The 13,739-nt window shown below is 67.6% G+C and carries 13 protein-coding genes; 4 read left to right on the plus strand and 9 right to left on the minus strand.

Annotated elements, in window-relative coordinates; genetic code table 11:
- The first annotated feature begins 26 nt into the window (after positions 1–26).
- The gene (locus ACIPXC_RS11940) at positions 27–602 is read left to right on the plus strand and encodes a hypothetical protein (RefSeq protein ID WP_401616001.1); all 576 of its coding nucleotides are present in this window, start codon (positions 27–29) and stop codon (positions 600–602) included.
- 291 nt (positions 603–893) lie between these two features.
- Here ACIPXC_RS11940 and ACIPXC_RS11945 read toward each other — a convergent pair whose 3' ends face one another.
- Positions 894–2,099: a hypothetical protein gene (locus ACIPXC_RS11945; protein ID WP_401616003.1), complete on the minus strand. Its 1,206-nt coding sequence runs from the start codon at positions 2,097–2,099 to the stop codon at positions 894–896.
- A 457-nt stretch (positions 2,100–2,556) separates the two neighbouring features.
- On the opposite strand from ACIPXC_RS11945, the gene ACIPXC_RS11950 reads away from it, so the two are divergent.
- Complete coding sequence (locus tag ACIPXC_RS11950) at positions 2,557–3,540, plus strand: aldo/keto reductase (protein ID WP_401616005.1); 984 nt, start codon at positions 2,557–2,559, stop codon at positions 3,538–3,540.
- A gap of 453 nt (positions 3,541–3,993) precedes the next feature.
- Complete coding sequence (locus ACIPXC_RS11955) at positions 3,994–4,452, plus strand: MarR family winged helix-turn-helix transcriptional regulator (protein WP_401616006.1); 459 nt, start codon at positions 3,994–3,996, stop codon at positions 4,450–4,452.
- A 219-nt stretch (positions 4,453–4,671) separates the two neighbouring features.
- Here the strand turns inward: ACIPXC_RS11955 and ACIPXC_RS11960 are convergent, their stop codons facing one another.
- Together ACIPXC_RS11960 and ACIPXC_RS11965 are read right to left on the minus strand one after the other, a co-directional pair.
- Entirely contained in the window at positions 4,672–6,186 is a 1,515-nt protein-coding gene (locus ACIPXC_RS11960; RefSeq protein ID WP_401616007.1) for a vanadium-dependent haloperoxidase, read from the minus strand.
- A gap of 387 nt (positions 6,187–6,573) precedes the next feature.
- On the minus strand, positions 6,574–7,773 hold the full coding sequence (locus tag ACIPXC_RS11965) for an IS701 family transposase (protein ID WP_401616009.1): 1,200 nt from the start codon (positions 7,771–7,773) through the stop codon (positions 6,574–6,576).
- A gap of 451 nt (positions 7,774–8,224) precedes the next feature.
- On the opposite strand from ACIPXC_RS11965, the gene ACIPXC_RS11970 reads away from it, so the two are divergent.
- Positions 8,225–8,482, plus strand: a complete 258-nt coding sequence (locus ACIPXC_RS11970; protein ID WP_401616011.1) for a superoxide dismutase — start codon at positions 8,225–8,227, stop codon at positions 8,480–8,482.
- 67 nt (positions 8,483–8,549) lie between these two features.
- On the opposite strand, the gene ACIPXC_RS11975 is transcribed toward ACIPXC_RS11970, so the two are convergent.
- The 6 genes from ACIPXC_RS11975 to ACIPXC_RS12000 form a co-directional block, all read right to left on the minus strand.
- Positions 8,550–9,095 (minus strand): carboxymuconolactone decarboxylase family protein, encoded by a 546-nt coding sequence (locus ACIPXC_RS11975; RefSeq protein WP_401616012.1) that lies wholly within the window; start codon positions 9,093–9,095, stop codon positions 8,550–8,552.
- Between the two features lie 142 nt (positions 9,096–9,237).
- On the minus strand, positions 9,238–9,810 hold the full coding sequence (locus tag ACIPXC_RS11980) for a DoxX family membrane protein (RefSeq protein ID WP_401616014.1): 573 nt from the start codon (positions 9,808–9,810) through the stop codon (positions 9,238–9,240).
- 12 nt (positions 9,811–9,822) lie between these two features.
- Complete coding sequence (locus ACIPXC_RS11985) at positions 9,823–10,800, minus strand: DMT family transporter (RefSeq protein ID WP_401616016.1); 978 nt, start codon at positions 10,798–10,800, stop codon at positions 9,823–9,825.
- 26 nt (positions 10,801–10,826) lie between these two features.
- On the minus strand, positions 10,827–11,693 hold the full coding sequence (locus ACIPXC_RS11990; protein WP_401616018.1) for a hypothetical protein: 867 nt from the start codon (positions 11,691–11,693) through the stop codon (positions 10,827–10,829).
- On the minus strand, positions 11,690–12,940 hold the full coding sequence (locus tag ACIPXC_RS11995; RefSeq protein ID WP_401616020.1) for an MFS transporter: 1,251 nt from the start codon (positions 12,938–12,940) through the stop codon (positions 11,690–11,692). Before ACIPXC_RS11995 ends, ACIPXC_RS11990 begins: the two co-directional genes overlap by 4 nt.
- 16 nt (positions 12,941–12,956) lie before the next feature.
- Positions 12,957–13,577, minus strand: a complete 621-nt coding sequence (locus ACIPXC_RS12000) for a hypothetical protein (protein WP_401616022.1) — start codon at positions 13,575–13,577, stop codon at positions 12,957–12,959.
- Positions 13,578–13,739 lie beyond the last annotated feature (162 nt).

A 13,739-nucleotide genomic window follows, 5' to 3' on the forward strand; every position in this document is an offset into this window, starting at 1 on the left:
GTGGCGTGGGGGAGGGGAGGGGCACGGTGGATCAGACGCTGAGGGACCTGGGTGCGGCGCACGCCGGCTCGGTGGGAGTGTTGCTGGAGGACGGCAGCGAGCCGGGGTCGGCGTACTTCGACGTCGGCAGCGGATCGTACGTGCCGTCGTCGACGGAGTGGCACGCCTACGACGGCCGGTTCGGCCGCCCGAAGGCCGCCCTCCTGCGCGGTGCCTGCGCGTGCGGATGGCGGGGCGCGGCCGAGTACCCGCTCGACTGGACCGTGCTCGACGACCAGACGCCCCTGTACGAGGCGGACGTCGATCTGGCCGGGCCGATCGCGGACTACCAGGCCCACCTCACCGTGGTCCGCGACGCCGCCGTCCCGCTCCCCGAACCTCTCACCGCCCTGCTGACCGCCCTGACGGAGAACCTGGAGACCGCGGCGGCGAAGGAACCGCTCGTGGCGCTGAAGGCCCTCGCGGACCTGGGGTACCTGATCGCCGGGGTGGGTGCCGATACGGCGTGCCGGGTGAGGCCCGGGGCCCAGAGCGGTCTGGGGGCTGCGGTACCCCGGGCCGCCCCAACCCACTGCCGCTCGTGCTGCTGGTGTCCGGAGTGACCCGGTCGCGTTGGGCAGGGCATGGCGATGGCGGAGCGGTTGCCATTCGGGATGCGGACCGCCCGGACGCAACAACGGCCTTCGTGCAGGGGTCCGCAGTGGTTCCGCCGACGCCTCCGACGAGCCGGCCACGCTCTCCGGTCACCTGCTGTCTCCCGAGGCGCACTTGTCTTCGTGCAGCTCAGGACACCAATCCTGGAACCGGTGAGGCAGGCGGGTCCGCCAGGACCCGCCTGCCTCAGAGCACAGCCGATCCGCCGACGCCGGTCGACCGCCGGATTCAGGAGCCCTTCAGCTGGCCTCTTCAAAGTCGAACAAGGCCTCGGGGACCTGCTCGGCGATGACCAGGAGGGGAGCACCGCCGACCATCGTCGCTCCGGACAACCGCTCCACCGCGACGACCTCGAAGGACTCGGGCGCTTCGTCCACGGCACCACGCAAGGTCATGTGGCTGCCGAGTATCTGACTCCGGATCCAGCCGCAGGTGTACTGGTCAGCCGGTACGTCAGGGTGCAGCCGTACGGACAGGCAGAGCTGTTCGTCGGCCGTGCCCTGGTTGACCAGAGTGGCCTGGGCTTCCGCTACTTCCGCTTCCGCGCAGGCCAGCGAGACGAGTTCCTCGGCGGCGAGGGTGCGACCGCGGAAGGTAAGACTCGCACCGGAGTGTCCCTGTACCCGGATGGCCGGCTCGGCGATGCCGCACGCACACGCCGTCATCTCGCCCAGCCCGCCGGTCTGGAAGCGGATGAGCGGGAACGTCGACTCGCGGTGCGTGTTGGTGACGAGGAAGCTCTCCTCATCCAGTTCCACGTACTGATGCGGCAGGACGTGGAAAGTGTCCGGTGAACACGCGGGGGTGTTGTGACCGATCGGGCCGGAGGCGGGCGAGCAGTACAGGCCCCAGATTTCGGCCTTCGGCAGGTGCCGGGCGACGAGCTCGGCTGTGGCGGTCACATCGCCGACGCTGCTCAGCAGCAGCTTGCGCAGCCATGGCAGGGAGCGCCCCGACGCCATGGCCATCCGCACCACCCGGGCGATGACGGCCGACGGCGCCGCGAGCGCGGTGACACCCCTGTTCTCGAGGAAGTCGAGCCACTGACCGAGCTCGTCGTCGTTGAGGTGGCCGATGGGCACCGTCGTAGCACCACTGAGGGCCGCGTACACGTTGAAGAAGTGGAAGGCCGACTGCAAACGGCCGGCCGGGAAGAGGTTCGCCACGACGTCGCCGCCGTCCAGCGGCCTCCACTGCTCCAGCAGCTGGGGTGCGAACATGTCGTCCGGCAGCATGCTGAGCTCGGGGTGAGCGAGCGTACCGCCGCCGGCCGAGAGGATGGCGCCTTGGCGATGCCGCGGGTCTTCAAGCAGCTGACGGACCGTTTCGTGGTACTCGGCCTGGGTCAGGACTGGTACATCTGCGAGGTCCAGCGGGCGCGCGACCTCGAGAAGGTCTGCGTACTTCCCGCGGAGCGAGGAAATGGCGGCTGCCGTGCGCAGCATGTCCTCGAGTTCACGCGGGGCGGGACTTCGACCGATCGAGGGGGTTGGCCCCACGGCCTTTGTCATAGCGGCGGACCTCTCGGGGGGTAACCAGCAGGACGTGACCGAGGTCACTCCAAATCAGATGGATTCATCCCATCCGCCCCCCGGCTACAGGCTTCATTTAAATCTGCAGGCAGGCTCGTGTCAATGAGCCTCAACTGCAGGTGATTCGGGTTCCGCCGGCTGAACAGTGCGCGAGAAGACCTCGCCAACCCGCCAAGAATGTAGGATTTTCGGCCACCTCAAGCGGAAAGCTGAATTCCGAACCATCTCGGAGCCTGCGAAAGAAGCCGGAAAGTCTACGAATATCTCAAATTCTGAGATGCGGACGGCGCGCCACCGCTACGGCCCGACCCGAGGAGGGCGTACGATAAGAGATCGTACATGTATACGATCTCAGATGATGGAGGCATGCATGCAGACCCGCTCCCTGGGAAGCGACCTTCTGGTGTCCGCCGTCGGCCTCGGCTGCATGGGGATGTCCCATGTCTACGGCAGCGCCGAAGAGGAGTCGTCCATCGCGACGATCAGGCGCGCGCTCGACATGGGTACGACGTTTCTTGACACTGCGGACATCTACGGTGGGGGCCACAACGAAGAGCTCGTCGGTCGGGCCCTGGCCGGCCGGCGCGGCGAAGCCGTGCTGGCCACGAAGTTCGGCTTCACCATGCGCGACAGCGGCATCCCCGGCGGCCTGAACGGCACACCCGAGTACGTCACCCAAGCCTGCGAGGCATCACTCCGGCGCCTCAACACGGACTACATCGACCTGTACTACATGCACCGCCGCGACCGGAACGTACCCGTCGAGGAGACCGTGGGAGCCATGGCCGAGCTGGTCCAGGCCGGGAAGGTGCGGTACATCGGACTGTCCGAGGTCAGCGCGCAGACGCTTCGCCGTGCCCATGCAGTACACCCCGTGGCGGCGCTCCAGAGCGAGTGGTCCCTCTGGGAGCGCGGCATCGAGAAGGACGTCCTGCCTGCCGCCCGGGAACTCGGCATCGGCCTGGTTCCCTGGTCGCCCGCCGGCCGGGGCTTCCTTTCGGGCTCGATCAGCTCCCTGGACGAGCTTCCCGCCGACGACTACCGGCACCACGACCCGCGGTATCAGGGGGAGAACCTCCGGCAGAATCTCGAACTCGTGCGCCGCCTCACCTCCGTCGCCGAGCGACTCGGCCACTCGCCCGTCCAGGTCGCGCTGGCCTGGCTGCTGCATCAGGGCCGGGATGTGGTGCCGATCCCGGGAACCAAGCGGATCTCCTACCTGGAGGAGAATTCTGCCGCTGCTGCCATTGAGCTGACCGAGGATATGGCAAATGAGCTGTCGGGCATATTCTCGCTGGGCGTGACGGCCGGACCCCGGTACGGCGAAGCGTCGCTCAAGCTGTCCAACGGATAACCCGCTAATGCTGTGACGAAGGGCGGGTGCTCGAAGGGCACCCGCCCTTTCGTGCAAGACCTCATGAAGTGCACCTGAAGTCGAGGGTCAATTTCCCGCCGCCTGCGGGCGCGGCCTTTAAGGCTCCCGTCACCGTACGGAAATGATGTGCCCGGTGGCGCGACACCGGCGGCCCGGGCCACCGCCGCCCGCCCTCGGGGCCGCCTGGTCCGGGCGGGCGCGTGCGCAGCCTCCTGCCCTCAGGCCTGGCCAGCGCCTTCGTCCGGGAAGACGCTGCAGGTGGGCAGAAGCCCGCCGGACAGCCTGGAAGGCAGAGCCTCCGACCGCCTCGAACCCATGGTCTCACGGCACTTACAGAGGGTGACTTCGGGTGATGCGGCATCGGAGATTCCGATCAAGCCACAAACGCTCGGCCTCGTATACAGATAAGACGCCTGACATTAAGGTGTGTCCATGCGGCTCCCCATCGACCAGCGACTCGGACACCACCTAAAGCGGGTGGAGCAAGAACTGATCGCCGCCAAGCACAGCAGCTTGCGGCCGTTCAAGCTCAATGTCCCTCAATACAGCGTGCTACTGGCCCTTTCGCAGGAGCCAGGCCTGTCCGGCGCCGTTCTGGCGAGGCGGTGCATGGTGACCCCCCAGACGATGTCGTCCGTGCTGGCGACCCTGGAGGGCAGAAGTCTGGTGGAACGCAAGCCTCACCCTGTGCACAGCCACATCCTGGAGGCTCGCCTGACCCGGACGGGCCAGACCCTGCTGGCCAAGGCCGATGAGGCGGTGGTCGAGGTTGAACTCCTCCTGACGGAAGAGTTCAGCGCCGAGGAGGCACAGGAGCTCATCGGCCGCCTCCAGCGATGTTCGGCGGCCCTCGCGAAGGCCGGCGACACTCGCAAGACGCCCACCCGTTGACGGGTGGGCATGTCCCGCTCCGCCGGTTCGGACAGTGCGTCAACTGCTCGTCGATGGTCCACAACGCAGTGAAGACCTCGCCCTTCAGGGCGAGGTCTTCACTCTTTTTCACGTCAGGGCCGGGCGCTCCCGGCCACGGGGACGGGGGATTGCCCAGGGCCGGGAGTCCGGCCCGGACCGCGCGGGCCCGCCCCACCGGGAGGCGGGCTCACGTTCGGGTCAGGCAGTGCCGTTGATGTACTGCATCGCCTTGTCGTAGGTGGCCTTGGCCACGTTCCGTCCGACGTTCTGGCCCTCGAGGTTGTCGAAGGTCCAGTGCACGCCGCCGTAGATCCGGGACATGCCGTCCTCGGCAGCCGCCTCGCTCAGCGTGTTCCACTTCAGCGTCACGTCGGCGGCCGGCGTCTGGCCGGGCTCGAAGGTGGACGTGCCGGCCTTGAAGGTGAAGGAGTCACCGAACTTGTCGCTGCCGGTCCACAGCTTCAGCGACTCGGCTGCCGCCGCGCCCCACACCGCGTGGCCGGAGACGTAGGAGGCGAAGGCGGGGGTCGTGACGTACGGCTTCCACGCGGAACCGTCGATCGTCTGCGTGCCCTGCCCCGGGCCGCCGTAGCCCTGCACCGACTTGCCCGACTGGTCGTAGCGGATCATCGTGATCGGCCGGGAGTAGTCGAAGTGCGCCTTGGTCTTCCAGGCGACGATACCGGCGTCGCCCATCGCCAGGTTGAGCGTGAAGAACATCTTCACGTCTTCGCTGAGGGTGTGCTTGTCGCGGTTCGAGATGAACTGGGCCCACTGGTTCTGGTGACCGGTCGGCGTCTCGGAGCGCTCCAGCCAGTACTCGGCGATGACCTTCTCGCGGTCCGTCAGGTTGGCGTTGACCTCCATCAGCTTCTTGATGTCGGCCTGCGAGGCCTCGCTGCCGTAGGCCGGCGGTGCGGGCGGCAGGAAGTCGGCCGCGTTGTTGATGGCGAACGGCGTGATGTCGCCCCACTGCGGGGTGGCGAACGTGGGGGTGACACCGTTGTTGGTGAGCGGGGTCCACCGGTTCGGGTCCACGATCGTCGACTTGTCGAACGCGGCGAGGTTCTGCGGCGGATTGACCGGCGTGTAGCCGGTGGTGTCGGCGTAGTTGTTGTCCTGGTTGGAGCCGTCCGCCGTGCGGACCTTGATCACGGCGTCGCAGGCCGTGTGCGCCACGCCGGCCGGGGTCCTGGTGTTCCGCACCGTGTTTGCCGGGTCGTAGCCGAGCGCCGTCATCTTGGCGTCGAAGTCGGCCTTGAAGTCGGGGAAGAGGTAGGTCAGCGCGTCGTAGGCCGCGTAGCTGATCGCAGCCTTCCGGTTGGCCGGGGTCCGCTTGTAGTAGGGCTGACGCAGGTCGTCGCCCAGCTGCGTCCCGACCGCCTTGTAGTCGTAGGCGGCCCAGGCGTCGTATATGCAGGAGTGGACGGTGGCGTACACGCGGCTGCCGAGGGGCGGGCGCTTGAGGCCGTTGGTCTTCGCGGCCGTCTTCACCGAGGCGTCGTAGGCCATCTTGTTCCACTGGATGACGAGGTTGTCGCCGTCCTGTGCGGCCTCGGACTGCTCCGAGGCCGCCGAGGCGGCATCGACGGAGGTCGCCGCGGCGGCGGTGCCACTGCCGGTGATGGCGACCGTGCCCAGAAGTGCGGCGGCCACGGCGACGGAGATACCGGCGCGCCGTCCGCGGCGGATCGACTTCATGGCAGGACTCATGGTGTCTCCCGGGAGGAATTCGCGACGATTGGCCTGGCCCGCTGGCTATCGGCTACTGGTCGCTGTCGTGTTCGGTGAGATCAACATAGGCAAGAACGGGCGCACCTGATCGGTGACGGAGCGTGGCCAACACGCTTGTAAATCCCAGCATTTGAGACCGCAGCCGCCTCAAGGGCGGCGCTGAAATATGGCCAAATCGGTTATTGGTATGATTAATTAACCAAACAATAAAGCCTCTGATGGGCATCCGAATCAGGATGGTCCTGCTCAAGGCCTCCACGGGAACGGCTTGTTCTTTGTCAGGTGTGCGCGAGAACGGCCTGCGCGCATGCCGAAGGGGGGCGGCATCTGTCGGTGCCGCCCCCTCCGCTGATTGGCAAGTCCCCGTCAGGCGCTCAGCAGGCCCCCGTCGACAGCCCTGTCGGTGGAGCCGGATGACAGTGCGACGATGGCGTGGGCGACCGAGCACAAGGTGACGTGACGGTGCCAGCCGCCGAAGCACCTGCCTTCGAAGTCCTTGATGCCCACCTTCTCGGCGATGATCCTTGAGTCTGCCTCCACTCGGCCGATCAGCCGCCCCAGACGCAGCAGGTCGCCGGCGCGCGGGGCGAGCAGGTTCGAAAGCCAGAGCTCAGCGGGCCTGCCGCCTCCTGCGCTCCACGTACCGACCAGCGCGAGGGGCCAGCGCCTGGGGCCGGCCTCGGCGGACGCGGCCGACCGGGGCAAGGCCACACCCGTCCGGGCCGCCAGGACGCAGTCCTCGGCCTGGTCGGATTCGGGCTCCAGCCACCGGACGGGGAGCGCCGATCTGCGGACGCGTTGCATGAGGTGGCGTGCCTCGATACGGCGATCCCCCGCGGCGGTGAGATCTCCGGAGGCCAGTGGCGCGGAATCCTTGATCCGCATGACGAACGGGATGCCGAGGCGGCACAGTTCATCGGCGAGCGCCGCGGCGTCCGCCATCTGGCGGCCGTCGAGCACCACCGGGCGCCGCTCCATCCCCCAGCCCTCGGCCACCTCGCGGACCGCATTGACGATCGTCTGCTCGGCGCTGGCGGCCACGAGACCGTCCGGTATCTCGGCGCGCCTGCGTCGCTGCTCGTCGCTCAGCCAGCCGGGGGGCAGCACCAGTCGCCAGTTGACCGGAGCGCTCACCTCCTCCTTGGCGAGCCAGAGGCCGTACGCCTGCTGGCTGTTCACGACGCGTCCCAGCTGGGCGACGTAGGACTCCTGGACGCCGACGCTTTGCCGGCCCCACTTGGGAATGGTCATGGGGTGAACCACCCATGCCCGGGGGCGGACGGTCCGGTCGAGGTTCCGGCCGAGTGCCTTTCGTACCTGCAGCCAGTCCCATGAGGACTTGCTGATGAAGTGGTGCACGCTCTGCTCCGCCGCCCCTCCGCCGCCGGAAGCGGCGATGGAGCGCATCGTCTTGCGGCCGGGCACGGACAGCAGCCCCGAGATGTATCTCTCCCCCTTCAGACGCTGATCGCTTCGCGGCAGCGAGGCGAGCATCCGCCGGGAGAACCCGGCGGCGAACTCCGCCCACGGCTCCCGGGTCACAGATCGCAGGCGTCGTGCGTCCATCCCCTTCACATCCCCCTCCGAGGTGGCTGTACGGTCGCCGCCAACCTATATCAAGAGTCGGATCTATGTAAGATTTCTTACATTCATCTGTATCGCGATGACTCTGGGGAGAGGCGAGGAAAACGTGCAGTTCACGCAGACACCCCGCCCCTTGGCCACTACTGGGCTCGCCCTGGCCGGACTGCAGTCCTACCGGCCGCCGCCGACACTGTCGACGCCGGGGAGACGGTTGAGGCAGTGGCGCGGCCGGTCGTGACGGCTTTCCCCCTTCCCGGCGACCGTGTCCACCGGGAGGGGATTGCAGCCCTCAACGGCATCGAGGCGGACCCTGCCGGCCGCTTCCTCCTCACCGTGGACTGGGCGGCCGGGTGATCTCTACCGCCTCGACGTCGCCACGGGCGCGGTTCACAAGGCCGAACTGCACGGGGCGACCCCGCGCCACGGGGACGGCATGCACATGGAAGGCGGGTCCCTCTGGGTCGCCCACTGCGCGCACAACATGCTCAGCCGCTCGCGGGTGGCCGACGACGGCGGCATGACGGCCACGATGGAGAAGCAGCTCACCGACCCCAGCCTGCAGATGCCCACCACGCTGGTCCGCCGGCAAGGACGGCTGTATGTGGTCCGGTCCCGGTGCGACAAGGGCGGGCCCATGAGTCCGGGTGTTGCGAACAGCCCCTTCACGGTGGCCGAGGTTCGCGGCATGTGAGCCGGCGCCACACATGACTGAGGGCCCGCACCTCCTTCGGGAGGCGCGGGCCCTCAGTGCTGGAGTATCAGCTGTGCGGGTGCGCGTGGACGACGGGGAAGTCGATGTCCAGCTCCGCGACGTGGTTGAAGTAGTTCGTGAGGATGTTCAGGGAGATGGAGAAGACGATGTCGACGATCGCCTTGTCACCGAATCCCGCGTCACGGACGGCCTGGAGCTCCTCGTCCGTCACGGCGCCGCGGTTCTTCAGTACGGACTGGGCGAACGTCAGGACGGCCTGCGCCTCGGCGGACTCGGACTTCGCCTCACGCGCGGCCTCGATCTCGGCCTCGGGAAGCTTGGCCGCGTTGGCCGCGATGTAGGTGTGAGCCGACAGGCAGTAGTCGCACCCGTTGTGCTCGGCGGTGGCAAGAGCGATTCGCTCGCGGATGGGGGCCGCGAGCCCGGCGCCGACCGCACCCGACAGCGCGAGGTAGGCCTTGAGGACCGCAGGCGAGTTGGCCAGAGCCTTCGCCAGGTTGGGGACGGCTCCCATTCCCTTCTGGACGGTGTCGAGCGCGTCCTTGAACTCGCCCTGGGCCTCGGACGGCTGGATCATCTGAACCCTGCTCATGATGGGTGCCTTTCGTTGTCGTGCACTTGTGGATGTGTGAAATCCCGCCCTGCGCCGCGTGAAGGCAGCACGAAGCCGCGCCACGGGGGCAGGGGAGGTCATGGGGTCGGCGCACCAGGGGGTGTCTGCCGAAGATCAGGGGTTATCGGACGCTCGTGCCGGCGCCCACGGGCCGTGGGGGAGCGGAGCGGTCACCGGACTGGGCCGGGATCACCGGGGCTTCGGCCGGTGCGTCGTCCGGTGAGGTGCGAACCTGCACATGCGCTGTGGCAACCGTGAGGCAGGCGGCGATGAGGACGATGTTCTTGATGATGTACTGACCGTCCATCGTGGGGACGAAGGGGGTCGTGGACCACACCTCGTCCGGCAGCAGTACGAGGGTGGCGAAGACCCCCGTCATGTGGACGAAGAACACCGTGAGGGCCAGCCGGAGCAGCACCCCCGTCACCAGTCCCAGCCCGATCCCGACCTCCATCACCGCGAGCAACGGCCGGGAGGCCTCGGGAGGAACGGTGTCGAAGGTCATGACACTCATGGCATGGATGGCGATGTCCTCGGCCGGGCTCATCGCCGGGGAGAACTTCAGCATTCCGAACCACAGGAAGAGCACGCCCACGCTGATCCTCAGCACAGCCGGGCTGCGACGCTGGTAGGTGCCTGCGAACGCCTCCGACGTGCGCCGTATTCGTTCGCGGAGTCGAGTGGTGCGTGTCATCGGTCTCTCCTCCTATTTGCCGGTGGGCACGGGGACGGGCTCCGCTGCCCGCGGCTGCAGGACTGCGGCTGCCTCCTTGGCAGCGCGGTGACGGGAATAGAAGTTCGATGCGATCAGGGCGCCCAGGACCAGGCAGATGCCGGCGATCTCGGGGCCGGTGGGCACGTGGCCGAGGAAGGCCTGCACCACGAACGCGGTCACCGGGACGAGGTTGACGAACAGTGCTCCGTTGGCAGGCCCGAGGTCTCGGATCGCCGTGAACCAGCCGAGCATCGCGATGACGCTGGCGGGGATGGCCATGTACAGGATCTGCCACCAGGAGGCGGTGTAGTCCTCGAACTTTGTGCTGGGTATCCAGCCGGCCAGGGAGGAGAGGGCGGTGATCACCAGGATGCTGACCGTGCCCAGCAGACAGGTCAGCGTCGTGTAGCGCAGCGGGGACCACTCCGGGAAGTTGGCCGCGGCGCCGGTGCTGTAGATCACCCATCCTGCCGCGCCGACCAGAGTGAGCAGTCCACCGAAGCCGACGCCACCCGTCACCACACTCAGAGGGTTTCCATTGCCCAGCACCAGAGCGACGCCGAACAGGGCGATCGCGACGAATCCGAGGGTGGCTGCATGCGGGCGCTTCCTGCTCCGTGCCCAGATCGCCAGCACGGTGAGGGCCGGCATGGTCGCGATCACGAGTGCGGAACTCTGCGACGGGATGGTCTGGAGTCCGACGTACACGAACAGGTTGAACCCCGCGAAGCCGATCGTCCCAAGCCACCAGAGCTTCAGGATCCTCCCATCGAACCTGAGGGCGCCGATGCCTTCCTTCACGGCAAGCAGCGCCACGAAGACGATCGCGGCCACGGCGAACCGGGCGGACACCAGATGGAAGGGATCCAGGTGGTCGAACCCGGATTTGGCCACCGCGAACATTCCGCCGCCGGCGAGCGCGTTGATGACGCCGCCGGCGACGCCTCCAGCTGTCTTGGACCTGGCCACGTCATTTCCTCTCTCGGGAATCGTGACTACGGAACGGTGATGAATTCCTGGAAGCTGGCCGTCGGCAGCTTCAGCTGGGCGTGGATGTCACCGCCGAGCCCGAACCAGCCGATGGCCCCGCCGTAGCTCTGCTGGTAGCTCATCCAGAGGACGACGATGTTGACGATGCGGTTGGCGCCAGGCGTCCCGGGGGCCGGGAACGGATGGGGCATCACCGCGCTGTAGGTGGAGTGGCCGGTCTCATCGGTCACGAACACGTTCGGCACTCCCAGGGGCCCGGGCCGTGTGGGGCCGGCCGGGTCGAGGTCGTGCTCGCGCAGCGACATGATCGTGTAAACGCTGTGGGGGATCAGGTCGCTGAACTCGAAGGAGAACCGGGCCGCACGTTCGTCATCGGTCACGCTGACCTCGAGCTGCCCGCGGGCCCGCACCCACTGGCCGAGGGTGATCGGCGCGGTCACCTTCGGTCCGTCCTCCGGACGCAGGTCGGGAATGGGTACGGCGTGGAAGGGGTGGCTGGGCCGGCGTACCTCGTCCGCGTCCGGGCACTGCTCGGGGGCGAAGACCATGGGGTAGTTCGCACAGGGAAGAGGCAGCGGAAGGGTGTGCAGTACCCGGCCGCGGTCCTGCGCCGACAGCTCATCCGGGTCCAGCGGGAGTTCCTTGAGGACCATGTACGGGTGGTTCTCGCCGAACGGTGGCACGGGGCTGTCCGCGGCCACGATCGCCGCGCCCCAGTCGGAGCGGGTCCGCCCGTCGGGGCCGGTGCGGTTCACGCGGCCGATGACGATGAAGTTGCCGTCTTCGTCCATCACCTCGCTGGGCGGATAGGTCGGCCCTTGAGTGGTAAGGCTGAGTTCGTAGTTGCGGACCTGGCCCATCGTGACCCTCACTTGTTGCTTGTCTGTACTGATTGGTCGAGCGGAGCGGAAGTGGCGGGGGCATCCCGGCGCGTGGCCCACGAGGCGAGGAGCACGGCCGCGACGATCGCCACGCACGCCGCCGTCACCACGCCGGGCCAGCCGTAGGCCGTCCACACCGGCCCCATCGCCATCGTCGAGAGGCTCCCCGAGCAGAGGCAGCTGAGCATGTAGCTGGAGGAGGCACTTCCACGGTTGCGCTCCGGTACTACGGCGGCGAGCAGCACCAGGACCGCGGGCTGGCAGGAGAAGACGCCGAGGAAGACCAGGAGCAGACCGGCCGCCACGCCGGGCGTGGTCGGGGCGATGGCCAGGACGAGGATTCCCGCGAGTGCCGTGGGCAGACCGAGGAGGACCACCCGCCGGGCGCCGAACCGAGGAATCATCGCCCCGGACAAGGGGGCACCGAACAGGGCCGCCAGGCCGATCGCGCTCACCAGGCCGATGGCGGAAGCTCCGAGGCCGAACGGTTCGGCGGCCAGCCGGAAGGTGAGGAAGGTGACGGCGCCGAGGTAGCCGAAGAACAGCAGGGCGCCGACCCCGAGCAGGCGGGCCACCTTCGGCTGCCCGAACATCCCCAGCGCCTGACCGTAGGCCTGCCGCACGGCCCGGCCACCGGAAGAAGGCAGGTCGGTGCGCGGCAGGAATGCCAGAGCCACCAGGCACACGGCGTTGAGCAGCGCGAGGAGCAGGATGGCCTGGCGCCATCCCAGCCAGCCTGCCACCAGGCCGGTGGCCGAGCGCCCCACGGTGATGCCGGCGACCGAAGCCGCGATCACGATCCCGAAGTAGGTGCCTGCCGTCCCTGGTGGTGCGATGCGGGGCACCAGGGCCAGCGTGGCCGCCGGTACGGCCGCCGCGGCGACCCCGGCCGCGGCGAGAGCCACGACGAGCACGGCGAAACTGCCCGCCTGTGAGGCTCCCGCAAGCAGTACGACGAGTACCGCCGTTCCCCACATCGCCAACGACTTCGCCTGGATCCGGTCGGACAGGGGGCCGAAGACGAAGAAGGAAAGCGCATACGCCAGGCTCACGAAGAAGAACGCAAGCCGTGCGTCCACCGCCTCCACGTCGAGTGACCGTGCGATCTGCGGGAAGATCGGCTGGGTCATGTAGACCGTGGCGACGACCAGGCACGTGGAGACGGCACCGATGGCCGGTGCTCTCAGATGCGTTCTGCCTTCAGACCGGTTGTGTGCCTGCACGTCTCTCCCCTCCACGGTCCGCCGGCGCGGATCAGCCCTCGATGCGGGCGTAGATCTTGGTGTAGAGGCCCCGCTCGCCGCCGGTGATGTAGCGGTCGCCGGCCTGGCGGACGATCTCCTGGTAACGCTCGTCGGTGAACACGGCCGTGTACTGCGAGGGCTCGACGTTGAATCCCGACACGAACATGACTCCGGGCTCGGTGCTCAGCACGGAGTGGTAAGCGAGGAACACCTCGACCTCGTCGGCACCGCGGACGACGTCGAAGATCGTCTGGTCCCGCCACTCCCGGTACGCCTCGAACACCGTGGGCTTCACTTCGACGTGACGCATCTGCAGGTACTTCGTGTCGGGCAGGAGGTCATCGGTGGACTTCGGCGCTTCGACGAATTCGAGCAGCTGGCGGCGGAAGTCGGTGACGAGCATCGGGGTCAGCTCGGTCCACAGCGTCCGCCAATCCGCCTGGAGCGCCGACACGGCGTCCGGGCCCGTGACGGGCAGCAGTTCCAGGAGCGAGTTGTCCTCCAGTCCTCGGTAGAGGGTGCGGCCCTCCTGAGGGTGGGCGGCGTTGTGCTTGCGCCACACCTCGACGGCTGCGTCAGCGGCGGACTCTTCGACGAGGACCTCGGTCACCACGAGGGCGTTGGCAGGCATGAACAGCTCCTTCGGTTCGACGTCTCAAGACTATAAGAGATCTTAGGTCCGGCAGGGACCATAACAACATCTGAGAGCTGAGAACAAGCACATCTCGCCACATCATGCGATCACCTATGGCAGCCCAACTTGCCTAGACCATCTGACCTTTGACAGATGTAA

Origin of the sequence: Streptomyces sp. NPDC090021, assembly GCF_044748225.1 — a bacterium.
GTDB lineage: Bacteria > Actinomycetota > Actinomycetes > Streptomycetales > Streptomycetaceae > Streptomyces.

Bases quoted from the DNA above. Each gene is read 5' to 3' on its own strand.
- ACIPXC_RS11945 (WP_401616003.1), bottom strand. From the start codon at position 2,099: ATGCTGCGCACGGCAGCCGCCATTTCCTCGCTCCGCGGGAAGTACGCA.
- ACIPXC_RS11950 (WP_401616005.1), top strand. From the start codon at position 2,557: ATGCAGACCCGCTCCCTGGGAAGCGACCTTCTGGTGTCCGCCGTCGGC.
- ACIPXC_RS11955 (WP_401616006.1), top strand. From the start codon at position 3,994: ATGCGGCTCCCCATCGACCAGCGACTCGGACACCACCTAAAGCGGGTG.
- ACIPXC_RS11960 (WP_401616007.1), bottom strand. From the start codon at position 6,186: ATGAGTCCTGCCATGAAGTCGATCCGCCGCGGACGGCGCGCCGGTATC.
- ACIPXC_RS11965 (WP_401616009.1), bottom strand. From the start codon at position 7,773: ATGGACGCACGACGCCTGCGATCTGTGACCCGGGAGCCGTGGGCGGAG.
- ACIPXC_RS11970 (WP_401616011.1), top strand. From the start codon at position 8,225: ATGCACATGGAAGGCGGGTCCCTCTGGGTCGCCCACTGCGCGCACAAC.
- ACIPXC_RS11975 (WP_401616012.1), bottom strand. From the start codon at position 9,095: ATGAGCAGGGTTCAGATGATCCAGCCGTCCGAGGCCCAGGGCGAGTTC.
- ACIPXC_RS11980 (WP_401616014.1), bottom strand. From the start codon at position 9,810: ATGACACGCACCACTCGACTCCGCGAACGAATACGGCGCACGTCGGAG.
- ACIPXC_RS12000 (WP_401616022.1), bottom strand. From the start codon at position 13,577: ATGCCTGCCAACGCCCTCGTGGTGACCGAGGTCCTCGTCGAAGAGTCC.